Genomic DNA, 26877 nt, shown 5'->3' with positions numbered 1-26877 from the left:
GCCCGTAAATACCTGAATGGTGAAGACTATAATCAGCGGGAGATGAAGCACCCCTACTGATTATAGTTTCACTTTATTAGTAAACCTAGTTATATACTAAGATAAAATCAAACCTATATTACATTTTATCATGATATTCTTCAAGTGAAAATTATAACTAGAAAAAAGAATTCCTCATCAAAATACTTTTTATATGTAAAAGTAAGTTTGGCCTGAATATAAAAGACTATGCATCCGCTCTACTTAAAGTAAAAAGAGCAATTGAAATAAGATTACTTCAATTGCCTTTAGTCCCGACGCTTTCATTAACTTCCTACCTGTTCATAATTTTTTAGAAAAGCTTCTACAAAATCTGAACCGAGCTGAACATTTATTTGCTTGAAAGCTGCTATTACTGCCCCACCTATTGGTTGTAAAACTGGTGTCAAAAATTGCAATGGTAGCTCATCAGCTTGTGTGAATTGCTGTAATTTAGGTATAAAGAAAGCTTCATTATTAAAGACGCCACCCACTAATACGACAGGTACGTTCCCTTGTTCCCAAGCCATATGAAAGTAACATGCTTTGATCGCTACATAATATTTCTTACAAGCATCTTCAATGATGCTAATGGCAGCATGATCTCCTTTTTCTGCTACATCAAAAACATATTTGCTTAACGGCGCCATTACTGTCCGAGGATGCTCCGCTCCATAAATACACTCTATTAATTGTGGTACATTTTCCACAGAAAAATAACGTAAAACAACGTCTGTTAAAGCTGTTGAGTCTCCTCTTCCATCATAGCTTTGAAAAATAGTTTTCAGCACTTGAACGCCTAAATCATAGCCACTTCCCTCATCATCAAAAAGATACCCCCAGCCCCCTACTCGATGAAAATGTTGCTCACTATCATAACCCATTGTGATAGCACCTGTCCCTGCAATTTGCACAATACCTGCCTTCCCAAGTGTGCCTGCGTAAAGTGCTATTAAGGCATCATTATCAACAAAAATAGCTACTGTTTTATCGACATATTGGCGTACTATTGATACTACAACTTCCTCTGCTTGTAGCTCCTTTACCCCGGCCATGCCAGCAAAACAACTATCTATGGCTGCAAATACTTGTGGATTTTGTTGTTGTAAATTCTGTAGTATATCGTGAATCGTTGACTTAAAATACTGAACATCCATTGCTGTTGGGTTACTACGATTAGTTACTACTTTGGCGTAAATATTGCCTTGCTCATCACAAATTACTGCAGACGTTTTCGTTCCACCACCGTCAATCGCTAATACATACATAACTATGCTCCTTTCATCTCCATCAATTTCGCATTGGTGTAATTGTAGCTGTCGCTTTGCTTTCGTTACAAAAAAACATTTGTTGCTTTCGCTCAGAAAACACTTGGAGCTGTCACTTTGCTTTCGCTCAGAAAACACTTGTTGCTGTCGCTTCGCTTTCGCTACAGAAAACACTTGCTGAATGAAGATAAAAAAGGGATTAAGCACTATCAGCTGATGGCTTAATCCCTTCTTCTGTAATCATTTCGTAAAGCTAAATGATGCCCATGGCTGAATCTGTGCTAATAAGAATTTTTCTTCTTCTACAACTCTCGCAACAACATTTGTTGATCCGACATTCGGCATTTCCTTTAAAACAATTTGTAGCTCACCTTTATAACGTACATCTAAATTATTATCGATTGTCACATCCCCAAATTTTAATGGGTAGATATCATGTGCAGGGAAGTCACCATTTTTATATTTCACACGAGATTGTGTACTACGGATTACATACTCAGAAACATCCCCACGATTAAAATGTGGCTCTTTAAAAAGTACCGCTTCTTCTAAAATAGACGTCTCAGCAAACTGCTCAATCTTCAGCTCTAGCTTATAGCGATTTAATTGGCCTAATGCACGTATTTCTTCCTCCGAAGCATACATATTGCCAATAATACAATCATCTATTAAACCAGTGTGCCATAAATCCTTAGCCTGCACAGTAATTGGCAGATGTCGATGCTCTTCTAATGTTGGCAAGCCATACTCGGTTTTCTCCCAGGGTCCAAACATGGCATGCTGCGATGAAATCATAGCTGCTGTTCGAATATGATTAGCTTTAAATTGTTGAGACGTTTGTAAAAAATGTTGACGTGAAAGACCTGTAAAACGTCTTGGATAAAAATTATGGCAGCCAATAATATTATCTCTATTCGGTTGGTAGGATAATATATTTTCTACATATTTCGTGCCGTTACTAATATTTAACTCTATTTTTAAATTACTAGCATCAAGAGACATAAACGCTTCTTCCTGGCCAGAGAAGCCCATATCTAAGCGTAATGCCGCTAAATGATAATGCTCCTTAAAGTAACTAATATCTTTATAGGTTAAGCCTAAATCTTCAAAAACAGCTGGTGCAATATCAGCTGAAATGTCAAAGCCTAGCTGCTGCGCAAATTCATTTATTTGCAGTAATTTATGTCGTTCCTGATCGTTATTTAATGACATAAGACATGTAAATATTCGATCAAAACCATTGTCATGAGCGAGCTGAACATATCGCTTCATATCTTCTAGTGTACTATGCTGAGGATATAGTGAAATCCCTAATCTTTTCAATTTAAATACCTCCGTTAGTTCACATTTACACTTCTACTTTTTGATTTTCTGACTCTGTAACACGCTTTTCGTTTTGAGTTTCTGATTCAGCAGATGACTGTTCATTCTGCTTCGCCATACGATTTGCCATTGATAAGAATGGTAAGTAGATACATACAGCTATAATAAGTAAGACAATACTAAGCACTGCCCCTCGCCAAGATGCAGTTGCTAAAAATCCATTTATAATCGGTGGCGTTGTCCATGGTGGTGCAACTGTAGCTGCCGGCACAAAGCCCCACTTCGTTGCAAAGAAAGCTATTGTTACGTTAATCATTGGTGTCAAAATAAACGGTACAAATAATACTGGGTTTAACACAATTGGAAGACCGAAAAGTAATGGTTCATTAATATTGAAAAGCCCTGGTGCTGCCGACAATTTTCCGACGGTATTATATTGCTTATTCTTTCTAGAGATAATGAATATAGCAATAATAAGTGCTATTGTCGTACCGGAACCACCCATATTGATGAAGGCATCAAAGAATGGTTTATTTACGATGTATGGTGCTACTTCACCAGATGAAATCGCTCTTACATTCGCTTCTATAGCTGGTAAATTTATTGTTTGCATAAATGGTTCGATAATGTTAGCACCATGAACACCTAATGTCCATAAAAACGTAGGAATGAATGCTAAAAGTAAAGCTGCAATCCATGAATTCGTTAAGCCCATAAACGGCTCTTGAATTGCAGAGTAGAAAGAACCGACAATATCAGGAAGATCGAAGCCTGCCGAAATGATTGTACGAACTAGAGCAAACAAACCAATTGTAATCATAGCAGGTAGTAACGCTGCAAATGATTTTGAAACAGCCGGTGGTACACCATTCGGCATTTTAATTAGTAGCTTAGGATTGCCAGCCAATCTACAAAATACTTCAGTTGAGAGCAAAGCAATAATCATGGCTATAAATAAACCACCAGTACCTGTTGTTAACCCTGTTAATCCGCCATCACCAAAGGTACCAAATGTCATATAACTTGAAAGGCCGATTACCCCGGCAGAAAGTCCATCTTTGTCGTAGCTTTTGGCAAGATTGTAAGAAATTGAAAAGGCCAATAACAGTGAGAGAATTCCGAATGTTGCTCCCCAGATACTGCCGCCCCACTGTGTCCAAGTTTCATGCTTCCAGATAGCATCGAGCGCATTTTGATAAAATTTGATCGGCAAATTATTAACAAGAATCGCGAGTGTTCCAAGAATTGTCAATGGCATGATCGTAATAAATCCATCTCGAATGGCAACTAAATGACGCTGATTCCCTACTCTTGCAGCAACTGGCACGAATTTCTCTTCTAAAAAACGGAACATTTCACACACTCCCTTTATTTTATTGTGACATCAGGCTTGATGCTATTCCCCTATTCCCCTTTGATTCGCTCATACAACTCAATCATTTCAGTTGCTAAATCACGAAACGTAATGGCATTCATTAAATGATCCTGCGCGTGAATTAACAGCATTGATACTTCTACTTTTTCTCCCCTTGCCTCTTGTGATAATAGAGCCGTCTGAGAATGATGCGCTTCAATCAATGCATCATTAGCTAATTGTATTTTTTCCTTTGCTTTCTGAATCTGTCCTTTTTTTGCTAGCTGAATAGCTTCCATACACTCACTTTTCGTATTACCACTATGCACAATCAGTCCCATAATGGATTCCATTAAAACTGTTTCTTCCATTGTCGTCGCCCCCTTAACCAATCAACTGTAACGCCTGCTTTAAAACATTTTCACCATTCATCATGCCGTAATCCGCCATATTGATGACATCAATTGGAAAATTCATTGCCTTGTATTTTTTTTCAAATGTCCCTTTTAAGTAACGGACTTGTGGACCTAGTAACAACACATCCGCCGTTTTAGCAGCTAATACTTTGTCAACCTCACCTTCAGCAATCGCATAAATATCCGCCTCAATGTTTTGTTCTTGTGCGGCTTTTTGCATCTTTGACACTAGTAAACTAGTACTCATACCCGCTACACACACTAGCATAATGTTTTTCATAAAAACACTCCTTTTCATAATTAAGTTCGTCTTTCTAACTTACTTTAATTTGGTGATTTTTTAACAATGAAATCGCTTTCTTATTTTGAGAATAGCACCTATTGGTATATACCACAATATGCTTTTTACACCATTTACTACCTAATGAAAGGACTTCAAAAATTGGGCTATATCTTTGTTATAGACAAATAAAAGGATTTGCTCAACTGGTATAGTCCAGAAAAAAATTCAAAAATTTTTTTTAGTTCATAACCCTACTAGAACGTTAGTTATTAAAAGTACTCATAGAAGGTTGGCTTATCGGCGGGTAATGCCATTTGCCATCGATTAATAATCTCATCAGCCAATTGTTTATTTGCATACAAGACTGCATCCTTTACCGAAAGATAGCCAACCATCATCGCTGAAAAAAGATTAATTGGTAATGTTAACATATGCATTTCTGGGATAGAATTTGTCTCAATTATCGAGACATCTCCATTTTTATTTATTTTATATACGTGATCATTCCAACTACAAAACGTATCTTCAATTTGAATATATAACGGCTCATGAATATCGCCCCACGGATAATGTTGCATAAACCGCAAAGCATCTACTACTCTTACCATCACATCCTGAACGACCTCTCTTGTAAACTGTGGTTCTTTAAAATAGAAGCCAAATTGATGGTCGTTAGAGGTAACTCCTTTAATGCTGCTTACACTCGCAGCATGTGACGTTATAAAACGCCAAATGGCTTGTTCTGCTAGTAAATCTTCAGCTATAAAATCATGAATCTCAAATGTTCCATCCTGAATGATATAGCGAATATAACCTGCAATTTTATCGTCCTTAAAATATGCCGCAAAATGACTATCGGGCATCCTTCTCTCTATTCTTTTCCACCAAGCATCATCTCGAAGCATACTTCCATTATTAATGAACGCTTGTGCATTATGAAAACCCTTAATCGCCTGAAAAAGATCACGATCTGGCCATTCAAAGCTCATACGTTTTACTACATCTAGTTGTTTTCCGAAAGAAGGAAACATCAATTGCGGAATGGTGTAATATAGCTTCTCAAAAAATAATTCCCAGCCAAAGTAACGATAAAAGGATACCGAAAATGGTGCTAACACAGAAATGCTTTGCCCATTCTCTTGCATGTTCTTTAGTGCCTCTGTCATAAGCTTTTTGATAATACCTTGTTGTCGATATTCAGGATAGGTTGCAACAAAACCAATTCCGCCCATCTTATAATTTTCACCATGTATCATCATATTAAGTGGCAATATTAATAACTGACCAACTACTTTATGTTCATCGTAAGCACCTAATGTTGTGCTATGCTCAACCCAATAGTGAAAATCATCGCGCCGTGCACCCGTATACTTATTTGGAAAACAATAATCTCTTAATTGATGTACCTGTAAATAATCTTTTGGTGGAATTATTTTTATTACCATATGTTAGATCACCCCTTTTCAATACTGAATTTTCGTGCAATTTAAGATAAGCTTAATAGATTATTTTTCACATATTCCTCAACCTCTGAGGCCGTGGATAACAGTAAAATACGTTCATTGTGTGGCATTAGCTGCTGTTTCGAAAGCTTGGCGATATGCGCACGAGTCTTTAGAATAGAGGAAGCACTCATGGAAAACTCGTTTAGTCCAAACCCAAGTAAAATCGGTAATGCTATTTCATCTGCTGCCATTTCACCACACATGCCTACCCATTTTCCATGGTGCTTTGCTGCATCAATGACATTTTTTATAAGTCTTAAAACAGCAGGATGGTACGGTTGGTATAAATAAGAAACATTTTCGTTCATCCGATCTGCTGCTAATGTGTACTGGATTAAATCATTTGTTCCAATTGAGAAAAAATCCACTTCCTTTGCAAATATATCTGCAATGATGGCAGCCGACGGAATTTCAATCATCATCCCTACATCAAGCGTTTCAGACACAGGATAACCGTCACTTTCCAAATTTTGTTTTTCCTCAAGCAAAATTGCCTTCGCCATTTTAAATTCATCCAATGTAGCAATCATTGGAAACATAATTTTTAAATGGCCGTAAGCGCTTGCTCTTAGTAATGCGCGAAGCTGTACACGAAATATTTCTTGTTGCGTTAAACTGATTCGAATCGCTCGATAGCCAAGAAAAGGGTTCATCTCAGTAGCAAGCTTCAAATAAGGGAGTTGCTTATCGCCACCAATATCTAATGTTCGAACAATCGTTGGCTTGCCTTGCATTTTCTCAAGTACGCTTTTATATGCTTGATACTGCTCCTCCTCTGTAGGTAGCTCCTGTCGTCCCATATATAAAAATTCCGTACGAAACAGGCCAATACCATCTCCACCAGCATTTGTGACCATATCCACATCTTCTGGCTTTCCTATATTCCCAGCAATTTCTATAGAAAATCCATCCGCACTTAAGCTTGGTAACGAACGATACTGAAGAAGTTCTTCATGCTCTTCATTGTGTAAATGTTGCTGCTGCCTATAAAAGCTAGATACTTCCGATGTAGCGTTGACAATAATCTTGCCATTCGTTCCATCTAAAATAATCGGTGCTCCATGTTGAATATCTTGCGTGGCATGTTTCGTCCCTACTACCGCTGGAATCTCTAATGTTCGTGCGAGAATAGCAGAATGAGATGTTTTGCCACCAATATCCGTTATAAAGCCCTTTACATACTTTGTATCTAGCATCGCAGTCATAGACGGTGTTAAATCTTTAGCGATGATAATAACATCAGAGGTTAAACGATTCATATCCACCATTTCAACCCCTAACAAGTGGGCTAATACTCGTGTAGAGACATCTCGAATATCGGCAACTCGCTCCTGCATATAGACATTGTCTAGCCCTTCAAACATAGCTATAAACATAGTTGATACTTCATCTAATGCAAATTCAGCATTCATCCCTGTTTGAATTTTCGCCTCAATAGCTGCCAGCATTTCAGGATCTTCTAGCACTAATAGATGTGCCGCAAAAATGGCAGCCTTTTCAGCACCAAATTTCTCCTGAGCTATTTCATAGATTTCTTGAAGTTCCACTTTCGTTTTCACTATAGCTGCCTTGAATCTTTCTAGTTCAGCATGTACATCAGTGACCTTCACCGCCTCAAAAGATAAATCTGGTTCCTTTAAACAATAAGCATTCGCAAAGGCAATGCCCTCAGACACAGCAATTCCTTGTATTTCTAACATTCCTCACCAATTCCTTTAGAAACAATTAGTTCTGTTACTGTTTGAAAAAGCTGCTCAGCATCGGGTCCCTCTGCTGAAATTTCTACAATACTTTCAGGTGCTATTCCTTGTGCCATAACGCCCATAATTGATTTTAAATTGACCGATTTCTCTTTATAGGTTAACTGAACTTCACACTCAAATGGTGTTACAGCAGTTACAAGTAACGCTGCTGGCCTAGCATGTAATCCTTCTGGCGTTGTTATTTTAAACAATTTCTTCATCGATATCCCTCCGCTTGTCATTTAAAGTTAATACGATGCTGATAATAGGCAATCATGGTCTCATTATGAGACAAATCCGAATCAACATTATTACTTTTAAAAACTGGTAATGCTTCGACAGATATTGCCATGTTCTCAATGATTTCACTGAATAATGCATTTAAAATAATAGAACCAATAACTGTAGAGGATGGTGCATACTGTATTTCATTGTGACGAAGCAAACCATCGCCTATTGGTATATGCGTATCGATAACTAGATCCACTACATCCTCTAAGCGCTGCTCACTTCGATGACGTGTCGGTTGTTCACGGTAAGCAAGAGATTGCAGAGACATAACAAGTACCCCTGATTCTTTCGCTAAAAATGCTACATCTATAGGCGCTTGATTTCTCCCAGATGTCGATATAACAATGCAAACATCATTTTCATGAAAATCAAAATGATCTTTATATTGTTCAATTATAGTCGGGTCTTTCTCGTTTGTAGATGATGTCATAGCTCCTGCATGTAATGTTAAGGGTTCAATAATTATAGGACGTACAGGTACAAGCCCTCCCGCACGATAAAATGCGTCCTGTGCTAAAAGGTGAGAATGGCCACAACCAAATAATTGGACAATCCCTCCGCGTTGAAGCCGTTGCACAATTAATTGAGCGGCTTCTGTTATTTGAGCATATTCTTGCTCCTTCACGACCTGCATTAGTTTTTGTATTTCTAGAAAATATGCATCCATAGGATCACCTTTTAATTTCACTAATGAATTTGTATCGATCAGCTCGATAAGTACTTCGCACAAGCTCAAACGGAATTCCATCTGATAAATAACTTGTACGTTTAATAATTAACACAGGTGCAGTATGATTAATTTGCAGAAATTTACTATCCTCTTTCGAAACAATTGCTGCCTCCATTTGCTGAATAGCGTTTCCAATTTTTTGATGGAATTTTGCTTCAATTAAGGCATACAATGATCCCATTATTTTCTTTTCATCTAATTCAGGATATACTTTTACCGGAATATACGTTCTTTCGATTGCCATTGGCTTGGAATCTGCACTACGAATTCGTACAACGAAGAATACCTCTTCGCCTGGCTCTAACATTAAATCTCTTGCAATATCAGCGGGTGGTACGATTTTTTCAAAGCGTAAAACTTTACTGCTTGGTTCCATTCCTCTAGCCCGCATATCCTCTGTGAAACTTGTTAATCCTTTTAGCGGTTGCTCTAATTTTGGATTAGCGACATATGTACCTCTCCCTTTTTCACGATACAGCAATCCGCTATTGACTAAATTTGTAATCGATTGACGAACAGTCATTCTACTAACATCAAACTGCATAGAAAGCTCTCGTTCAGAAGGTATATTTTCACCGATTTTGTATTCCTCTAAATAAATACGTTGTTTAATGATCTCTTCTATTTGTATATAGATAGGTATATGAGAATTTTTATCTAACAAGTCTTGCACCATCCTTATCGCATCTTTACTTACATTTCTCAAATACAACTTTACCTCGACAAATAGTTTTTTGTACATTTAAATTTTCATCTAGTAATACAAAATCTGCATCATAGCCTTCTGCAATACGACCTTTAGTTGCAAGCTGTAATTGCTTAGCAGCATTCGTAGAGGACATTGCGACAATTTCTTGCAATGAGCAATTGGTGATTGCTTTCATATTTTTTACTGCTTGTTCCATCGTTAACACACTACCAGCTAAAGCCCCATTAGATAAATGAGCTCCGTCCTTAGAAACATGAACGGTTTGACCACCTAAATCATAATCACCATAATGTAAGCCTTTTGCCCGCATCGCATCGGTAATTAAAATAATGCCCTTTGCGCCTTTCATACGATACGCTAGTTTTACAGCTTGAGGATGGCTATGCACGAAATCTACGATAATTTCGACCTTCACCTGATCCTCTAAAAGCACTGCTCCAACGACACCTGGATTGCGATGATGGAAAGGGCGCATTTGGTTATATAAATGTGTCGCCTGCCTTATTCCCAATGCTACTGCCCTATCCACCTCCTCAATTGTTGCGTCTGAATGGCCAATGGAAGCAATAATATTTAAATCCTTTAATGCTTCAATAAACGTAAAACCTCCCTCTACCTCAGGAGCAATTGTTACTTGTTTAATGCGTTGCTTACTTATTTTCTGCCAGGATGCGAATTGCTCAATAGACGGTAAAATAATGTACTCTATTGGCTGAGCGCCTGCCCGTTTTTTCGATACAAATGGCCCCTCTACATGTATACCTAATAAGCTTGCCTCATCATCATTATTTTCAAATTGGGCAACATTAGCTAAAGCGCTTTCAATTGCTTCTATAGATTGCGTCATAGTAGTAGCAAGGAAGCCTGTAACGCCTTCCTGAACTAAAGAGCGTGCCATTTGATGTAAAGCTAATTGCGTAGCATCCATCACATCATGCCCAGCAGAGCCATGTATGTGCATATCAACATAGCCGGGTAACAGTAACCAATTTTTATCTTTTCCATCTATATAGTGCTCGGCCTTATCAGATAAGTTATGACTTATTTTAACAATCCTACCATTATCAACGAATAAGTCGCCCTTAAACGGTGTTTCATCATGATTGACTATCGTAACATTAGATATTAAAAGCGTATTCTTCAATAGATCACCCCCTAAGCTTTTTTGAGGAGCTTTGCTGAAGTTAACAAGCTACCAATCTTTTTGGTATAGTTGTCTATACCAATTATATACGCTTTTACAAAAATAAAAAGTATTTTTTCGTATTTTCTAAATTTTTAGCTAAATTATCATAACGTGGAGTTGATCTCCGTTCTGGCTGAAGCGCTTTTCTGGGGGCGTCCAATGAGCCGCTTCACTCGCGATGCTCGCTCCAGGGTCTCGGGTCAACAGATGTTTTTTGCGCGAAGGCGAAGCGGCAGCGGCACCGTTGTTGGTCACGAAGGCGTTATCACAGGACGTGATGGTTGTAGCCTTCGTTCTTCTATTGCTGATCCCCAAGGAGTCTCCCAGCCTTCACTCCAATCAACAAATTTGTTCTATTTTAAGTACTGCACAAGCAGTTGTCTCTTTGTAGATAACCATTTACATGCAGTAAAAAAGGAGCTATTTCAATGCTCCTTTTGTGCTTATTAATTATGTATGACGAATCCCAATTGTGCCGTTATGCCAAGAACATTCGTTTTGAACCCGCAATTCGCAGGGGGGTGCCCGCTTTGCAGCTTTAAACGTCCCGCTCCGATGGGGCTTGTTTGCGACTACAAAATGAAGGCTCCCAATTCTATAGTGTTCGGTCAAAACTGTTAAGTAGAGTTAGCAGTAAGACAAACACATCAGGATTCGTATTACAGTTATAATAACACTATATTTCTGATAATTCAAACAATTTTCTTTTGAAACATCTAAATTCTTGCGAAAACGCAAAAAATACCTAGATTCTCAACAGTTTTTGCTAGAGAATCCAGGTATTTAGACGTATTAATTATTTTCTGAATGGTTTGATTCCTAGACTTAACTCGCTCAATTGTTCAGGAGACACTCCACTCGGTGCCTCTGTCATTAGGCAGCTAGCACTAGCTGTTTTCGGAAAGGCGATTGTGTCACGTAAATTATTGCGGCCCGCAAGTAGCATTACGAAACGGTCAAGACCAAATGCTAGACCTCCATGTGGTGGCACACCGTATTCAAATGCTTCTAATAAGAAACCAAATTGTGCCTTAGCTTCCTCTTCTGTGAAGCCAAGTAATTTAAACATTTTTTCTTGTAGATCGCGTTCATAAATACGTAATGAACCCCCACCAAGCTCATAACCGTTTAATACGATATCATATGCTTGTGCTCGGACTGCCGAAGGATCAGTATCCATTAACGGGATATCTTCATCGAATGGACGTGTGAATGGATGATGTGCTGCATAGTAACGACCATCTTCCTCAGAGTACTCAAATAATGGCCAATCCGTAATCCATAGGAATGCAAATTGTGATTCATCGATTAAGCCTAAATCTTGACCTAATTTCGTACGAAGTGCACCTAGAGATGCTGCTACAACAGACGCTTTATCAGCTACGAATACTAAAATATCGCCCACTTCAGCTTTCATATGTTCGATTAATGCAGCTGCTAATGCTTCGTCAAAGAATTTTGCAATTGGTCCGTTTAAGCCTTCTTCAGTTACTTTTAACCAAGCAAGACCTTTTGCTCCGTAAATACCAACAAATTTTGTTAGTTCGTCCATGTCTTTACGAGAGTATTTATCTGCCGCACCTTTAATGTTGATACTTTTTACTTGCTTACCTTGTGCTACTGTATCAGCAAATACTTTGAAATCGCAGCCATCAAAAATATCGTTTAATGCGACTAGTTCTAAACCGAAGCGTACGTCTGGTTTATCTGAGCCGTAACGATCCATCGCTTCCTGATATTTCATCCGTTGGAATGGAGCAGGGATATCAATACCTTTTACTTCTTTCATAACAGATTGAATTAAGCGTTCGTTCATTTCTAAAACTTCTTCTTGTGTTAAGAAGCTTGTTTCAATATCAACTTGTGTAAACTCTGGCTGACGGTCAGCTCGTAAGTCTTCATCACGGAAGCAACGTGCAATTTGGAAGTACTTCTCAAAACCAGCCACCATTAATAATTGTTTAAATAGCTGAGGTGATTGTGGTAATGCATAGAATTCACCTTCATGAACACGTGATGGTACTAAATAGTCACGAGCACCTTCAGGAGTTGATTTCGTTAAAATTGGCGTCTCTACTTCTAAAAAGCCTTCGTTTTGTAAGAAGTTTCGAATTGTACGAGTAACGTCTGAACGCATTTTAAATGTATCAAACATAGCAGGACGTCGCAGGTCGAGATAACGATATTTTAAACGTAAATCTTCAGATACGTCAGTGCGATCTTCGATTTGGAATGGTGTTGTTTTTGCCGTATTAATAACGATTAATTTTGTCGCTTCCACCTCAATTTTTCCGTTAGGTACATTGGGGTTAATTTGATCTTCTGCACGAAGAATAACTGTTCCTTCCACTTCGATTACGTACTCACTACGCACTTTATCAGCTAAAGCATGTGCCTCAGCAACATCTGGACTGAACACAACTTGTGTGATTCCAGTACGGTCACGTAAATCAATGAAAATTAAACCACCAAGGTCGCGGCGACGTTGTACCCAACCTTTTAATACGACTTTTTCGCCTTGTAATGCTTCTGAAAGCTCGTTACTAGCATGTGTTCTTGTTGCCATTTATTTAATTCCTCCAAAATTTATTTGCCTATCACCATAATTTAGGGTTGATTTACGTTCCGACTGGGAGCGTCCGATGAGCCGCTTGGGCCAAAAGGATGTTGGTCACGAAGGCGTTATCACAGGACGTGATGTCTTAACCTTCGTTCCCTTGCTGGTTCGCCCCAGGGTCTCATCTGTGACGCTAATTCCCAAGGAGTCGCCCAGTCTTCACTCCAATCAACTTATCCACATGACATACGTTTTTACAAAATGTCATCCCTAACTTTTGGTGATGGACCATTTATTTCACTTATGTAGCATACATTTCCTACTAAGTAGCGAATTGATGCCAAGGAAAATTAGATATCCGTTCATTGTTAAGGTGAATTATCTGTCCAAAATGACATAGATATTTGGATCATTTAGACAGAAAATCCTGTATTGGCATAAACGATTTATGTTTTAACAGCTTGTGTTCGTTTATTGTTTTAATAGATAGTTCACTAATTCTGAGAACATGACTTTTTGTTGTTCACCTGATTCCATATGTTTAACAGTAGCTGCTTGCTCTTCAAGCTCTGTTTCACCTAAAACGATCGTATATTTTGCACCTAAACGGTCTGCGGATTTCATCTGAGCTTTCATTTTACGATCTAAATAATCCATCTCCGTAGAAATGCCCTTTGCACGGAAGGTACTTGTTAATTCTACCGTCTTTTGCTTTGCTTCATCGCCCATAGCAATCATATAGACATCGAGTCCTGATGCGGTATCTAATTCAACACCCTCAGCTTCAAGTGCAAGCAACAAACGTTCAATACTTAATGCAAAACCGATACCAGGTACTTCTGGTCCACCAATTTCTTGAACAAGACCATTATAGCGACCTCCACCACAGAGTGTAGTAATTGCGCCAAAGCCAGAAGCCGTTGACATAATTTCAAAAGTCGTATGGTTGTAATAATCAAGACCTCTCACAAGATTTGGGTCGACCTCATACGTAATACCAAGTGTATCTAAATACGTTTTAACTTGAGCGAAATAGGCTGCTGACTCCTCTGTTAGGAAATCAGTTAACGCAGGAGCAGATTTCATTAATGGGTGCTCACGGTCTGCTTTACAGTCCAAAATACGCAGTGGATTTTTTTGCAAACGGTTTTGACAATCTGAACAAAACTCATGGATATGTGGTTCAAAGTGTTGTAGCAGGGCTGTACGGTGTGTTTCACGTGTTTCTTTGTCGCCAAGTGAATTGATGACTAATTTTAAATCTTTTAAACCTGATGATTCATAAACATCCATTGCTAGTGCTATTACTTCAGCATCAATAGCTGGGTCAGCTGAGCCAATTGCTTCTACACCGAATTGAACAAATTGACGATAGCGGCCTGCTTGTTGACGTTCATAACGGAACATTGGTCCTAAATATGAGAGCTTTACTGGTTGATCAGGTGCACCAAACATTTTATGTTCAACATAAGCACGAACTACACCAGCTGTATTCTCCGGACGCAATGTTAACGAACGGCCACCGCGATCTTCAAATGTATACATTTCCTTTTGAACAACATCTGTTGTTTCACCGACACCACGCGCAAATAAATCTGTTTGCTCAAAAATTGGTGTACGAATTTCATTGTAGCGATAGACATGACAGATATCACGGATAATCGCTTCAACCTTTTGCCATTTTTCAGATTGACCAGGCAAAATATCTTGTGTCCCTCGCGGCACTTTAAAATTCATATAAATACCTCCCTTATAGATTGCTTATGAGCAAGCTTACCTCTGGACTTCTCTCATGCTGAGCAACGTTCCCCTCAAATTTGTCCAATAAAAAAGCCCTCGCCACCTTGCATATTGCAAGGGACGAGAGCTGTATAAGCTTCCGCGGTTCCACCCTAGTTGACGCATCAAATACATGCGTCCTCCTCCTAATCGGATAACGGCCGATTCCGTTTTTTCCTACTAAGCATTACTTTTCAGAAAAAAGCCTCTCAAGTGTTGTTCACGTAATACATTTTTGTAGGAAAGATTGCAGCCTAGGTCTTTCCCTCTCTTTTCCAATAGAGGTACACGCTACTTGCTTGGTCATAAGCGGTTAATCATTTTTTGATTACCCTTTATGTTAGTCACAACGAAAGGCAATGTCAACTGTTTTTGTTTTTTTTACAATACAGTCGTTAAAATAACAAATTCCATTACCTTTTTCCCACGAATTCTATTACTAAAGCATGGTAAAATAGCACAAGGAATAGGAGGAATCTGATGAGGGCAAAATTTTTACATATTATAGTCATCTTCGCACTAGTGTTAACAATTGCGATTCCGAGTAAGAGCAATATTCAAAGTGCACTAGCCGACACCAGTGATCTAAAAGTAACTGGAACGATTCTTCATTTACGTGAGGGACCTGGACTGTCTTATCCAATCATAACAACATTAGAAGAGGGTGATCCGTTAACCTCTATTAATCGTGAGGGTGACTGGATTCAAGTAAAAACAGGTAATTATGAAGGTTGGGTAGCATCCTGGCTTACAGCTCCAACTAACGCTAAACAAACGATTGATCAAACGTTGATTTCACAGGTCGATCGTCTAAATATCCGTACTGAGCCTGATATTTCTTCAGCAGTTCTTGGACAATTATCAACAGGCAACCAAGCAAATCTTATTGAAAAAAATGGCGAATGGGCGAAAATAGATTGGAATGGACTAGTTGGTTGGGTATCCACGGACTATGTTACAATCAATGACCTACCTGAAAAAAAGGCTGAAGCTGATGAACCTAAAGTCGAAGTATCTACAAAGAATGTCAACAAAGATACAACATTTACAGTTTTAGTGGATACACTTAATGTTCGTAAAGATCCAGACTTAAATGCTAAAAAAATAGGTACTGTTTCAAAAGGACAAGCCTATAAAGTACTGGCTCAGGAGCATAACTGGGTACAAATTCAATATAACGATAAAAAAGCAGGTTGGGTGTATAGCTTTTATGGTACTTTTTCAAATAAAAAAACGACATCAAAATCTTCTTCTTCGTCAGAGCTTGAATCTGTCACAATCATTTACAATGGGACAAACCTTCGGACAGATGCAACAACAGCTGCTGATGTTGTTGAACGTGTAGATGCTGGTGAAACCTACCCTATTGTAGGTGCTAAAGATGACTTTTATGAAATACAAGTAGATGATAAAACTGCATTTGTGGCGAACTGGGTTGTTACTACTACTTCGTCAAGCAAAGCTGCTACTGCAACAAAAGAGGAAAAACCCAAACCGCGCAAGAAAGGCACTTTAAATGGACTAACTATAGTCGTAGATGCTGGGCACGGTGGTAATGATCACGGCACTACCGGACAACGTGGAACAAATGAGAAGGAAATTACTTTGAAAACAGCATCTCTCCTTGCTTCAAAGCTGAGTGCAGCTGGTGCAAATGTTATCATGACAAGAGAATCAGATGAGTATGTAGCACTCCGTAAACGTGTATCAATTGCGCACCAGTATGAAGCAGATGCTTTTATCAGTATTCATTATGATGCAACGGATGATAGCTCCATAAATGGCTTCACATCATATTATATGAACAATAATCAACAGGGCCTTGCAGAGGCAATAAATGCCGGACTTTCAAGTAAAATCGATTTAAAGGATCGTGGTACTCAACAAGGTAATTATTTAGTTCTACGAGAAAATCGTCAAAAAGCTGTCCTCATTGAGCTAGGCTTCTTAAGTAATGCCAGTGAGGAACGTTTTATTACAACCGCTAAATTCCGAGAACAAGCTTCTCTCGGCATCTATCAAGGCATTCTAAATTACTTTAACGAAAACCAATAATTTTTCACTAAAAAAGCTGCTAAGGAAAGTAGAATTGTGCTTCCCTTGCAGCTTTTTTACTATTATCAGCCAAATTTGCGGTTTTAATATGATTTCTTTCATATTATGCCCTCCTTTCTACTGCTCTTTTCTTAACTAACGCAATTTCTTTTATTTTATTATAGATTATGCTTCTACAAATATTCCCAAGAAACCTTTTATACTATGATTATTCTTAGTGTAATCATTGCGTTGGTCTCATTAATTTGGTGTAGGTAAATTTCTATCGATAAATAGGCGAATGCTTCTTACTGCTGAAATAAGTTAAAACAAAAAAGACCTCCAACTCATAGTATATGAGTATGAAGGTCCTTATGCGCTTATTTTTTGTTTGTTGCCAATGTAACCCATAAAACTTCCTCCATGCGAATGAAGAACGGCGTACGGCTAACCTCTACAACGATATCGTCAGGTAATACAGAGATTAATTTTCCTTGTTGGATATTTTTCTCGGTTTGCACTACGATTGGCTGACCAACCATCATGTTAAGAGTTTCGTATAAATATGGATTTGATATGCTTCCCATCTGCGTCATCTTCAATACACTTCCTTCCTACAAAACTAACCATACTTTTTAATGTATGAAGGAATTATAGGAAATGTACCACTATTTTGACTCAAGAAGTATTGTAATCGGACCATCATTTGTAAGTGCAACATCCATCATTGCACCAAATATCCCTGTCTCCACATGTAAACCGTGTTCACGTAAGGCATTATTAAAAGCCTCCCATAACGGTTTCGCAACTTCTGGTCTTGCCGCACTTGTAAAACTTGGGCGATTTCCTTTTTTTGCATCCCCATACAATGTAAATTGTGAGACGGATAGAATAGCTCCTCCACGCTCTAAAATGGAATGATTCATTTTTCCATCAGCATCTTCCCAAAGGCGGAGATTAGCTACTTTTTTTGCTAAATATTCAACATCCTCTTGTGTGTCCTCATGTGTAATGCCTACCAGAAGAACATAACCGCTATCAATAGCTCCCGTTACTTTTCCGTCAACAATAACAGAGGCTGCTTTACTACGTTGTAAAACTACTTTCATTCTTTAAAACCTCAATTCTGCCATTGTATGCACCAGAAGATTCAATTTTGGTACACAGTAAAGTTACTTTACCCAACTATCAATTCAGTAAAAAATATCAATTAATTAATAACACGTTGTACTGAATATATATCAGGTGTTTGTTTAATACGTTCTACCACTTTATGCAAATGCGAAATATTTGAAATCGAAATCGTTAAATGAATCGTTGCCATTTTTTCGCGATCTGCACGACCACTCACTGCTAAAATATTCGTTTTCGTTTCGCTAACAATTTGCATGATTTCATTTAAAATGCCTGGTCTGTCGAAGGCTGAAACTTCAATATCGACAGGGTATTCTTTTTTCTCAGGAGTAAGTCCGTGTTCCCATTCAACTTCTATTAAGCGCTCTTGCTCATCCTCAACTTGAATATTTGGACAATCTGCACGGTGCACTGAAACACCTCTACCTTTCGTAATGAAGCCTACAATTTCATCTCCTGGCACTGGTGTACAGCAACGTGAAAGTCGAATAAGCATATTGTCGATATCTTTTACGATAACACCCGATTCCGTACGTTTTTGCGGAATAGGATTTTTCATTTTTTGCTCAATTTTTTCGAGCGCTTCTTCCTGTTCACGCTCTTTGCGACGTTTTTCTGCTAGACGATTAACAACTTGCTGTGCTGTTATACCATTCACACCGACAGCGGCATATAAATCTTCTTCGTTTGTATAGTTAAATTTGTCGAAAATACGTTTCAAATTTTCCGCTGACATCGTTTCTTTCATGTCAAAATCTTGTGCACGGATTTCCTTTTCTATCATCTCTTTACCTTTGATGATATTTTCCTCACGAAGATGACGTTTGAAGAACTGCTTTATTTTATTTTTCGCCTGAGAGGATTGGGCTATTTTTAGCCAATCGCGGCTCGGACCAAAAGATTGCTTAGAAGTTAAAATTTCAATAATATCTCCCGTTTTTAACGGTGTATCAAGCGGTACCATTTTACCATTGATTTTCGCGCCAATTGTACGATTTCCAACTTCTGAATGCACACGGTATGCAAAGTCGATAGGTACAGAGCCTGCTGGCAATTCAATGACATCTCCTTCAGGCGTGAATACATAGACCATATCAGAGAATAAATCAAATTTTAACGATTCCATAAATTCCTCAGCATTTGAAGACTCATTTTGGAATTCTAAAATTTCTCGGAACCACGTTAATTTTTGGTCGACATTTTGTTTTTCATTATCAACTTTTTTACCTTCCTTATACGCCCAATGCGCTGCAATCCCGTACTCGGCAATTTTATGCATTTCCTTCGTACGAATTTGAACTTCTAATGGGTCACCATAAGGGCCAATTACTGTTGTATGCAGTGATTGATATAGGTTCTGTTTTGGCATCGCAATATAATCTTTAAAACGTCCAGGCATTGGCTTCCATAAAGTATGAACGATTCCAAGCACGGCATAGCAATCTTTAATACTATCGACAAGTACACGAATGGCTAATAAATCATAAATTTCGTTGAATTGTTTTTTTTGTAATACCATTTTACGATAAATACTGTAAATATGTTTAGGACGACCATAAATATCTGCTTCAATTTCAACCTCTGTAAGCTGTGACTTCATCTCAGCCATAACATTGTCTAAATATGCTTCACGCTCGTCACGTTTTTTCTTCATAAGACTGACAATGCGATAATATTGCTGTGGATTTAAATAACGAAGTGCTGTATCCTCAAGCTCCCATTTTACAGTCGAAATCCCTAGACGATGCGCAAGTGGTGCAAAAATTTCAAGCGTCTCTTTAGAAATACGGCGTTGTTTTTCTGCAGGCAAATGCTTTAACGTGCGCATATTATGTAGACGGTCAGCCAGTTTAATCAAAATGACACGAATATCCTGCGCCATTGCTACAAACATTTTTCGATGATTTTCTGCTTGTTGCGCTTCTTTAGATAAATATTTAATTTTCCCAAGCTTTGTTACACCGTCTACAAGCATTGCAACCTCTTCACCGAATTCACGAACCAAATCGTCACGCGTAAAATCTGTATCCTCTACAACGTCATGTAAAAAACCAGCCGCAACTGTTTCAGGATCCATTTGTAATTCAGCTAAAATACCAGCTACTTGCACCGGGTGAATAATATACGGTTCACCTGAGCTTCGGAATTGCTCAATATGGGCATCCCTTGCTAATTCATATGCTTTTTTCACGAATGCGACATTTTCATCATTCATGTAGGATTTGACTAACTCAAAAACGTCCTCGGGAGTCAAAATTTGCTCTTTCGCCATAACATGTCCACCTTGCTCGTCAAATTTTTCAAATTAGATATAAATTTAATTGTATAAAATATTATGGGCTATTGTAAAGTAACTGTGTCATTTTGTTTAGTTATTCTCGTGAACAATGTGAAAAATGGAAAAAATACTCTCTGAAATGAATAAAAAGACTCTTTGCGAATGTAATATTTCGCAAAGAGTCTCTCTTCTTGTAAATTGTGGATTCCTCAAAATATGTGCTTTTATATAATTGTTTAGCCTAATTTATTATAAGCTACAGCAATTTTAGCACCAACTACTGCATTATTTTTTACTAATGCAATATTGGCATCAAGGCTTTTACCTTCTGTTAATTCTTTAACTTTGCCAAGTAAGAATGGCGTCACGTTTTTACCGTGAATACCGTTTTCTCCTGCTTCTACTAGAGCTTTTTCAATGATTTCTGTAATGAATGAGTGCTCAAGTGCTTCAGACTCTGGAATTGGATTAGCAATTACAGCTCCACCTTTTAAGCCTAATTGCCATTTTGCACTTAGCATTTCTGCCACTTCCGCTGGAGTATCGAGCTTGAAGTTTACATCAAAACCGCTTTGACGTGTATAGAATGCTGGAACTTCATCTGTACCAAATCCAACAACTGGTACACCCTTTGTTTCAAGAAATTCTAAAGTTAAACCAATATCTAAAATAGACTTAGCACCCGCACAAATGACAGCTACATTTGTTTGTGCCAATTCTTCTAAGTCTGCTGAAATGTCCATTGTTGTTTCAGCACCACGGTGTACACCACCGATACCGCCTGTTACGAAAATTTCAATGCCAGCTAATTCTGCACAAATCATTGTTGCAGCTACTGTTGTCGCACCTAATTTTTTTGTTGCTAAAAGATAGCCTAGATCACGGCGAGATGTTTTAGCTACACCTTGTGCATTACCGAACATTTCAAGTTCTTCATCTGATAAACCAATTTTAATTTTACCATCGATTAATGCAATAGTTGCTGGTACTGCACCATTGTCACGAATAATTTGTTCCACTTCGCGTGCTGTTTTTACATTTTGTGGATATGGCATTCCGTGAGAAATAATTGTTGATTCTAATGCTACGATTGGTAAACCTTTTGCTTGTCCTGCTTTTACTTCTTCTGATAATACGATGAATTCTTTCATGTTGTTATTCCTCCATTTCACTTTTTAACAAATCAACTGATAGTTCAGGTCTTACTGTATATGGAGATGCTAGCGTATTTTTGGCATTCGTTAAGCCTGCATCAATACATGTTGCAATGGATTGCCCAGTAAGCCAGCTATGGATTACAGCACTGACAAAGGCGTCTCCTGCACCTGTCACATCTTCAATTTTTTCTATAGTCTTAGCAGAGAAATGACTTGGCTTCGTTGTAGTTGAAGCTGCATACACACCCTTGCTACCAGCTGTAATAATTACATGCTCAGCACCTAATTTAAGAAGTTGCTGTAAAGCTTTTTCATAATGTGCAGAGCCTTCGATTGTATGACCGACAATTGTCTCTGCTTCATCTGTGTTACAAATAAACCACGTTACACCTTGCAACGTATCTGGCAGTCGATTCATTTTTGGTGAAGATACCGGCACGATGACAAATGGAGTTTCTCGAGCAATCGCCACCTGCTGAATGTAAGCTACTGTTTCCTTTGGACAGTTTAAGTCCATAATAAAGCAGCCTGCATTCATTAGCATTGCCTCATGTTTTTTTAGCAAACTTGGCAACAAAAGGTCATATACTTCCATATTTGCTACTGCTAGTGCTAGTTCTCCCTGCTCATCCATAATCGCAGTATAGGAACCTGTCGAAGCATCAGGAAGCTGCTCCACATAACGTAAATTCATAAATGGCTCTGAAGCTTCTTGGATAACTTGCCAATCGGCATCTTTGCCGGCAGTCGTCAGTAATGTAACCTGATGATTTAATCTACCTAAGTTTTCAGCAATGTTGCGGCCAACACCACCTACACTAAATGAAGAACTAGCAGGATTGGATGTACCGAACTGGACGTTTCCCTTTACATGAAGTTTTCGGTCAAGATTTGCTCCACCGATACAAACAATTTCATTTTCCTCGGGCAAAATATACGCACGACCGACAATTTTCCCCTGCTTCGTTAAGCTCGACACTAAATTAGCAAGGACTGGACGTGACAGATTCATCTTATCTGCCATCTCTTGCTGAGACATAAACGGATTCTGGCGAATTAATGCAAGGATCGCCTGTTCTCTTTCATTCATAGCATCACCTTTTATTATATTTGTTTACATTATAAACTTTTGTTTGGTGTAAGTCAAAAATTTTTTATTATATTTTTGCAGGTGTGTTGATTAACCATTTTTTATCCATCCTAATTAATTAGAGGGCTCTGATTTCCGCTACGGGCTACTCGCTTTCCTGCGGGCGAGCGTCGAGCCGCTTCCTCCGCTACGCTCCGTGCAGGGTCTCGTCTGTCTCGCTTTCCCGCGGGAGTCGAGTAGCCCTTCGCTACAATCAGTTAAAATGGGCATACATTAGCAAAGTATCAATAAAAAAATCCTTTTATCACTCAATAATAAACCTATATTTCCCTAATCAACACGCTTGATATTTTTGAACAAAAAAGTTGAAGCCGATATGTTATTGGCTTCAACTTCATGTTTGTGGTAAACCATTGCTTCAATGAAGTATGGTTTTTCGGCATAAAGAGGGGGTTGATTTCCGTTCCGACTGAGCGCTTTGCCGCTGACGCTTCGCTTTCGCGCAGATAAAACATTGTTGCTGTTGCTTCACTTTCGCACAGAGCAGAGGTTCATGGGAGCGTCAAGAATCGCGCCCGCAGGAAAGCAAGTAGCCCAGAACGGAAATCAATCTATTTAAAGCGCCACAACATTTTTACAGATTCCCTTGACCATTTTGTTTACAACACTGTGAAGTTGAGCTCAATATATATTATCGGTTCAACTTTTTAAATTGATTTTTGATTATCAAATATTGGCTTGATGAGGTGTTTGTTTTTTCACGATGATGACAAATAAACTTGCCAATGCACAGAACATCCCTGCAAGGAAAAAGGCCCAAGTATATGAATTGAAAAACTTATAGATAAGGCCTCCACCATAAGCAGCAACTGCAGCTCCTGCTTGATGAGATGCGAAAATCCATCCATAAATAATACTACTTTTATTTGTACCAAAAATTTGTCTAGAAATACTAATCGTTGGGGGTACTGTGGCAATCCAATCTAATCCATAAAATATTGTAAAGATTGTCAATAAAGTGAATGATCCTTGCATTAATGCATATGGGAGTATAAGAAGAGACGTTCCTCTTAAAAGATAATACCAAAACAATAACCATCGATTATCAAAACGATCAGACAACCAACCTGATAAAGTGGTACCAACGAGATTAAACACTCCCATAAAAGAAAGAAAGGATGCAGCGGTTACTAAAGGAACTCCAAAGCTAATACAGTAAGAAACAAAATGAGTACCAACTAACCCACTAGTTGAAAGTCCACAAATAAAAAAACTTCCCGCTAATAACCAAAATTCTTTCACCTTTATAGCCTCAAATAAACCGCTAAAAGCAATTCTAATCGGATTTTTCTTCTGATTCTCTTGATGCAATTCTAGCTCTTCTTCCATTCCATACGGAAGAATTCCAATATCCTGTGGCTTATTTTTGATAAACAAAAAAATAGCAATGAACATAACAATGCTTAAGATGAGAATCAATCCAATCGCCCATCGCCAAGAAGAATGTTCAATAATAATTGCCAATACAGGGAGGAGAATTAACTGCCCTGTCGCTGTACTCGCCGTTAAAATCCCTACTGCCAGTCCTCTGCTTTTCACAAACCAATGATTGGCTACATAGGGACTTAACACAGTTAAAAAGAGACTCGCTCCTAAACCAATAATACCGCCCCAAATAATGATTAACTGCCATGATTGAGTCATGAAAAGCGTTAGCGTCATACCTATTAATAATGTAGCCATCGCACCTAACATCATTTTCTTTAAACCGACTATTTCTAGTAATGCCGCCATAAATGGACCTGAAAAACCATATAAAAATAAACTAACTGCAAAAGCTAATGCAATTAAAGAGCGATCCCAATTAAATTCTTTTTCAAAAGAGTCTATAAAAACCCCTGATGATGACATTGTAATACCTGCAACAATAATTGAGAAAAAGGTTACGACTAAAATAAACCAGCTATAATGAATACGCTTCATCTTGACACCTTCATTTCTTGAAAGATTTTTTGAAATACTCTTTAATGAAAAAGATTACTGTTTAATATATGTATATGCATATATTACTGGGGTAAATTCCTTTAAAAAACATGTATATACATATATAATCTTAGTAATCGCTTTTATTACTGTCAAGGAACATTTTCCAGCTTAACAAAATAAATCAATAAGGCTACTATAATATTGAACCAATTCGAAAAGGAGTACGGAGCAATGAAGAATATAGATTACACACAAATATGTGTATGTGCAAACCTTCGAAAAAAAACAAGAGTCGTGACACAATTGTATGATAAATTACTTCAGCCCACTGGCTTAAAAATTACACAATACTCCATGCTAGCAAATATTGCCCATCAACAATCAGTTTCCATAAGTCGACTAGGTGCAATATTGCTGCTCGATCAAACAACTATTACACGCAATATTAACTTGTTAAAGCAAAATGGCTATGTAGATTTAATGAGAGATCCGCAAGATGCTCGAACAAAGATCATTACACTAACTGATAAAGGGGTTGAAAAATTAAACGAGGCTGCTCCAATTTGGCAAGATATCCAAGAAAGAATTATCAATGATATTGGCATAGAGAAATACGAGGAGTTTTATGAAACATTGAAAACTATTCAAAAAATAATTAAATCTTATGATGAAGAATAAATAAACGGACCTAAACAAAAGAATCCATTTTGAAAATGATTGATCAAAATGGATTCTGCATTGTTGATTATGTCAATTATATTAAGGTGTCATTTAAGTATAGCTCTTCGGCAAAATGTGGGGTTGATTTCCGTTCCGGCTGGGCGCTTTCCTGGGGGCGTCCGATGAGCCGCTTCACTCGCGTTGCTCGCTCCAGGGTCTCATCTGTGACGCTAATCCCCAAGGAGTCGCCCAGCCTCCACTCCAATCAACTTATCCACATAGCATACATCTTCTGCCATGTTATTTGAATTTATAGTGAAAATATGTAAAAAACCGCGGCAGTAATTGCAAATATACCATCGCAGCGATGTTATAAATCTATTCTGTTCGATTATATGATGAGAAGTCATTCCTAGCATAGTTCCCCTTTTGACAAAATATTTGCTTGCCCTCCTACCATCACTCTTGGATTATCTTTATTTATTAATTTTGTAATGATGTTTGAAGGTCTACCCATACAATGCCCTTGAAGGAATAAGTACTCTTGATCAAATTCATTTAGTATGTGGTTATGAAAAAGATAATAGGTTAACGCCCCATTTGAAGTACCTGTTGCAGCTTACTCATCAATACCGTAGAGTGGCAAAAGTTTCTACTCTCTGCTATTCCTTCTTTTGTGTCGAGCGTAAATGCACGAACGCCTCCCACTTTATTGATTTTTGTATATTCAGCAAGTGCTTTAAGATCAGGATTTAAAGCATACAAAGCATCCTTTGTTTTTATTGGAAGAGTATATCCCAAAGACCTGTACTTGCAGCTTGCGGCACTATATTGAAATTTATATCTCCTATTTGGTTTTTATCAATTTTAAAAAGGGCAGCCAACTTATTATAATCATCAAATACTCTTCCTAACTGAGGTTCAGCTTGCTCCATCATGATAAATGATTGATTCACTTCAACAGCAAGTGTGCCGGCAAATGTTTTTATAAAATATGTATTATTATCTTCAATAGTACAACTGTCTAATAATGCCGTGAAGGATGCAATAGTAGCATGTCCACAAAGTTCAACCTGTGCAGTTGGTGTAAAAAACTTTATTTCAAAATTTTTATTGTCTATTTTTTTAATAAATGCTGTTTCTGAAAAACGAACTTCTGCAGCAAATTTCTGCATAAACTCTTCGTCTAAATTCTCATGGATTACTACGCCTGCTGGATTACCGCCAAATTTTGTTTCTGTAAAAGCATCGATTACATAATATGACAAAGCTAACTCGCCCTCATTTAAAGTGTCTTTATTGCTTATTTTTAATTTCTCATCTCATTTATAAATCATAAAAAAAGCGCCACAAAAATGTGACGCTTTTCTTGAGAAC

22 protein-coding genes, 1 other RNA gene and 1 other annotated feature are annotated in these 26877 nt (G+C 38.0%); of the genes, 2 read left to right on the top strand and 21 right to left on the bottom strand.

Annotated features, from left to right (window positions below; genetic code table 11):
* Positions 1–305: 305 nt before the first annotated feature.
* From AN161_RS20575 to hisS, 14 genes are all read right to left on the bottom strand, one after another.
* Positions 306–1493 (bottom strand): BadF/BadG/BcrA/BcrD ATPase family protein, encoded by a 1188-nt coding sequence (locus tag AN161_RS20575; RefSeq protein WP_241774611.1) that lies wholly within the window; start codon positions 1491–1493, stop codon positions 306–308.
* Positions 1494–1526: 33 nt separating this feature from the next.
* Positions 1527–2609 carry a MupG family TIM beta-alpha barrel fold protein gene (locus AN161_RS20570; protein WP_053596196.1) on the bottom strand — a complete coding sequence of 361 codons (1083 nt, stop codon included), beginning with the start codon at positions 2607–2609 and terminating at the stop codon, positions 1527–1529.
* 25 nt (positions 2610–2634) lie between these two features.
* Positions 2635–3963: a PTS sugar transporter subunit IIC gene (locus AN161_RS20565; RefSeq protein ID WP_053596195.1), complete on the bottom strand. Its 1329-nt coding sequence runs from the start codon at positions 3961–3963 to the stop codon at positions 2635–2637.
* Positions 3964–4013: 50 nt separating this feature from the next.
* Complete coding sequence (locus AN161_RS20560; protein WP_053596194.1) at positions 4014–4334, bottom strand: PTS lactose/cellobiose transporter subunit IIA; 321 nt, start codon at positions 4332–4334, stop codon at positions 4014–4016.
* Between the two features lie 13 nt (positions 4335–4347).
* On the bottom strand, positions 4348–4659 hold the full coding sequence (locus AN161_RS20555) for a PTS sugar transporter subunit IIB (RefSeq protein ID WP_049667707.1): 312 nt from the start codon (positions 4657–4659) through the stop codon (positions 4348–4350).
* 272 nt (positions 4660–4931) lie between these two features.
* Positions 4932–6107: a GNAT family N-acetyltransferase gene (locus AN161_RS20550; RefSeq protein WP_053596193.1), complete on the bottom strand. Its 1176-nt coding sequence runs from the start codon at positions 6105–6107 to the stop codon at positions 4932–4934.
* Positions 6108–6148: 41 nt separating this feature from the next.
* Positions 6149–7867, bottom strand: coding sequence for a phosphoenolpyruvate--protein phosphotransferase (gene ptsP, locus AN161_RS20545; RefSeq protein WP_053596192.1), 1719 nt, complete (start codon positions 7865–7867; stop codon positions 6149–6151).
* On the bottom strand, positions 7861–8130 hold the full coding sequence (locus AN161_RS20540; protein WP_053596191.1) for an HPr family phosphocarrier protein: 270 nt from the start codon (positions 8128–8130) through the stop codon (positions 7861–7863). Before AN161_RS20540 ends, ptsP begins: the two co-directional genes overlap by 7 nt.
* Before the next feature lie 17 nt (positions 8131–8147).
* Complete coding sequence (locus AN161_RS20535) at positions 8148–8867, bottom strand: SIS domain-containing protein (RefSeq protein WP_053596190.1); 720 nt, start codon at positions 8865–8867, stop codon at positions 8148–8150.
* Positions 8868–8871: 4 nt separating this feature from the next.
* Entirely contained in the window at positions 8872–9594 is a 723-nt protein-coding gene (locus AN161_RS20530; RefSeq protein ID WP_053596259.1) for a GntR family transcriptional regulator, read from the bottom strand.
* Between the two features lie 25 nt (positions 9595–9619).
* Entirely contained in the window at positions 9620–10783 is a 1164-nt protein-coding gene (gene nagA / locus AN161_RS20525; RefSeq protein WP_053596189.1) for an N-acetylglucosamine-6-phosphate deacetylase, read from the bottom strand.
* Between the two features lie 501 nt (positions 10784–11284).
* Positions 11285–11482, bottom strand: a non-coding RNA gene (ssrS, locus tag AN161_RS27775) — 6S RNA.
* Between the two features lie 139 nt (positions 11483–11621).
* A complete protein-coding gene (aspS, locus tag AN161_RS20515; protein WP_053596187.1) occupies positions 11622–13391 on the bottom strand; it encodes an aspartate--tRNA ligase in 1770 nt (589 codons plus the stop codon).
* A gap of 462 nt (positions 13392–13853) precedes the next feature.
* Entirely contained in the window at positions 13854–15119 is a 1266-nt protein-coding gene (hisS, locus tag AN161_RS20510) for a histidine--tRNA ligase (protein ID WP_053596186.1), read from the bottom strand.
* 116 nt (positions 15120–15235) lie between these two features.
* Positions 15236–15477: a binding site (T-box leader), on the bottom strand.
* A 164-nt stretch (positions 15478–15641) separates the two neighbouring features.
* Between hisS and AN161_RS20505 the strand changes: the two genes are divergently transcribed.
* Entirely contained in the window at positions 15642–17216 is a 1575-nt protein-coding gene (locus AN161_RS20505; RefSeq protein ID WP_053596185.1) for an N-acetylmuramoyl-L-alanine amidase, read from the top strand.
* A 359-nt stretch (positions 17217–17575) separates the two neighbouring features.
* Here AN161_RS20505 and AN161_RS20500 read toward each other — a convergent pair whose 3' ends face one another.
* From AN161_RS20500 to AN161_RS20475, 6 genes are all read right to left on the bottom strand, one after another.
* On the bottom strand, positions 17576–17791 hold the full coding sequence (locus AN161_RS20500) for a DUF2642 domain-containing protein (protein ID WP_053596184.1): 216 nt from the start codon (positions 17789–17791) through the stop codon (positions 17576–17578).
* Positions 17792–17863: 72 nt separating this feature from the next.
* Positions 17864–18304, bottom strand: coding sequence for a D-aminoacyl-tRNA deacylase (gene dtd, locus AN161_RS20495; protein ID WP_053596183.1), 441 nt, complete (start codon positions 18302–18304; stop codon positions 17864–17866).
* Positions 18305–18405: 101 nt separating this feature from the next.
* Entirely contained in the window at positions 18406–20601 is a 2196-nt protein-coding gene (locus AN161_RS20490) for a bifunctional (p)ppGpp synthetase/guanosine-3',5'-bis(diphosphate) 3'-pyrophosphohydrolase (protein WP_053596182.1), read from the bottom strand.
* 242 nt (positions 20602–20843) lie between these two features.
* Entirely contained in the window at positions 20844–21758 is a 915-nt protein-coding gene (locus tag AN161_RS20485) for a pseudouridine-5'-phosphate glycosidase (RefSeq protein ID WP_053596181.1), read from the bottom strand.
* Between the two features lie 4 nt (positions 21759–21762).
* Positions 21763–22854, bottom strand: a complete 1092-nt coding sequence (locus AN161_RS20480; RefSeq protein WP_053596180.1) for a carbohydrate kinase — start codon at positions 22852–22854, stop codon at positions 21763–21765.
* 726 nt (positions 22855–23580) lie between these two features.
* Positions 23581–24837 carry an MFS transporter gene (locus tag AN161_RS20475; protein ID WP_053596179.1) on the bottom strand — a complete coding sequence of 419 codons (1257 nt, stop codon included), beginning with the start codon at positions 24835–24837 and terminating at the stop codon, positions 23581–23583.
* A 234-nt stretch (positions 24838–25071) separates the two neighbouring features.
* On the opposite strand from AN161_RS20475, the gene AN161_RS20470 reads away from it, so the two are divergent.
* Positions 25072–25518, top strand: coding sequence for a MarR family winged helix-turn-helix transcriptional regulator (locus AN161_RS20470; RefSeq protein WP_053596178.1), 447 nt, complete (start codon positions 25072–25074; stop codon positions 25516–25518).
* Between the two features lie 761 nt (positions 25519–26279).
* Here the strand turns inward: AN161_RS20470 and AN161_RS30710 are convergent.
* On the bottom strand, positions 26280–26768 hold the full coding sequence (locus AN161_RS30710) for a PhzF family phenazine biosynthesis isomerase (RefSeq protein WP_241774610.1): 489 nt from the start codon (positions 26766–26768) through the stop codon (positions 26280–26282).
* Between the last annotated feature and the right edge of the window lie 109 nt (positions 26769–26877).

The sequence above is a fragment of the Lysinibacillus sp. FJAT-14222 genome (genome assembly GCF_001278875.1).
In the GTDB taxonomy this organism is placed as follows: domain Bacteria; phylum Bacillota; class Bacilli; order Bacillales_A; family Planococcaceae; genus Lysinibacillus; species Lysinibacillus agricola.
This window is presented reverse-complemented; position numbering and strand designations above follow the sequence as displayed.

Coding starts and splice junctions, on each gene's coding strand:
- AN161_RS20565 (WP_053596195.1), bottom strand. CDS start 3,963: ATGTTCCGTTTTTTAGAAGAGAAATTCGTGCCAGTTGCTGCAAGAGTA.
- AN161_RS20560 (WP_053596194.1), bottom strand. CDS start 4,334: ATGGAAGAAACAGTTTTAATGGAATCCATTATGGGACTGATTGTGCAT.
- AN161_RS20555 (WP_049667707.1), bottom strand. CDS start 4,659: ATGAAAAACATTATGCTAGTGTGTGTAGCGGGTATGAGTACTAGTTTA.
- AN161_RS20550 (WP_053596193.1), bottom strand. CDS start 6,107: ATGGTAATAAAAATAATTCCACCAAAAGATTATTTACAGGTACATCAA.
- ptsP (WP_053596192.1), bottom strand. CDS start 7,867: ATGTTAGAAATACAAGGAATTGCTGTGTCTGAGGGCATTGCCTTTGCG.
- AN161_RS20540 (WP_053596191.1), bottom strand. CDS start 8,130: ATGAAGAAATTGTTTAAAATAACAACGCCAGAAGGATTACATGCTAGG.
- AN161_RS20535 (WP_053596190.1), bottom strand. CDS start 8,867: ATGGATGCATATTTTCTAGAAATACAAAAACTAATGCAGGTCGTGAAG.
- aspS (WP_053596187.1), bottom strand. CDS start 13,391: ATGGCAACAAGAACACATGCTAGTAACGAGCTTTCAGAAGCATTACAA.
- hisS (WP_053596186.1), bottom strand. CDS start 15,119: ATGAATTTTAAAGTGCCGCGAGGGACACAAGATATTTTGCCTGGTCAA.
- AN161_RS20505 (WP_053596185.1), top strand. CDS start 15,642: ATGAGGGCAAAATTTTTACATATTATAGTCATCTTCGCACTAGTGTTA.
- AN161_RS20500 (WP_053596184.1), bottom strand. CDS start 17,791: ATGACGCAGATGGGAAGCATATCAAATCCATATTTATACGAAACTCTT.
- dtd (WP_053596183.1), bottom strand. CDS start 18,304: ATGAAAGTAGTTTTACAACGTAGTAAAGCAGCCTCTGTTATTGTTGAC.
- AN161_RS20490 (WP_053596182.1), bottom strand. CDS start 20,601: ATGGCGAAAGAGCAAATTTTGACTCCCGAGGACGTTTTTGAGTTAGTC.
- AN161_RS20485 (WP_053596181.1), bottom strand. CDS start 21,758: ATGAAAGAATTCATCGTATTATCAGAAGAAGTAAAAGCAGGACAAGCA.
- AN161_RS20480 (WP_053596180.1), bottom strand. CDS start 22,854: ATGAATGAAAGAGAACAGGCGATCCTTGCATTAATTCGCCAGAATCCG.
- AN161_RS20475 (WP_053596179.1), bottom strand. CDS start 24,837: ATGAAGCGTATTCATTATAGCTGGTTTATTTTAGTCGTAACCTTTTTC.
- AN161_RS20470 (WP_053596178.1), top strand. CDS start 25,072: ATGAAGAATATAGATTACACACAAATATGTGTATGTGCAAACCTTCGA.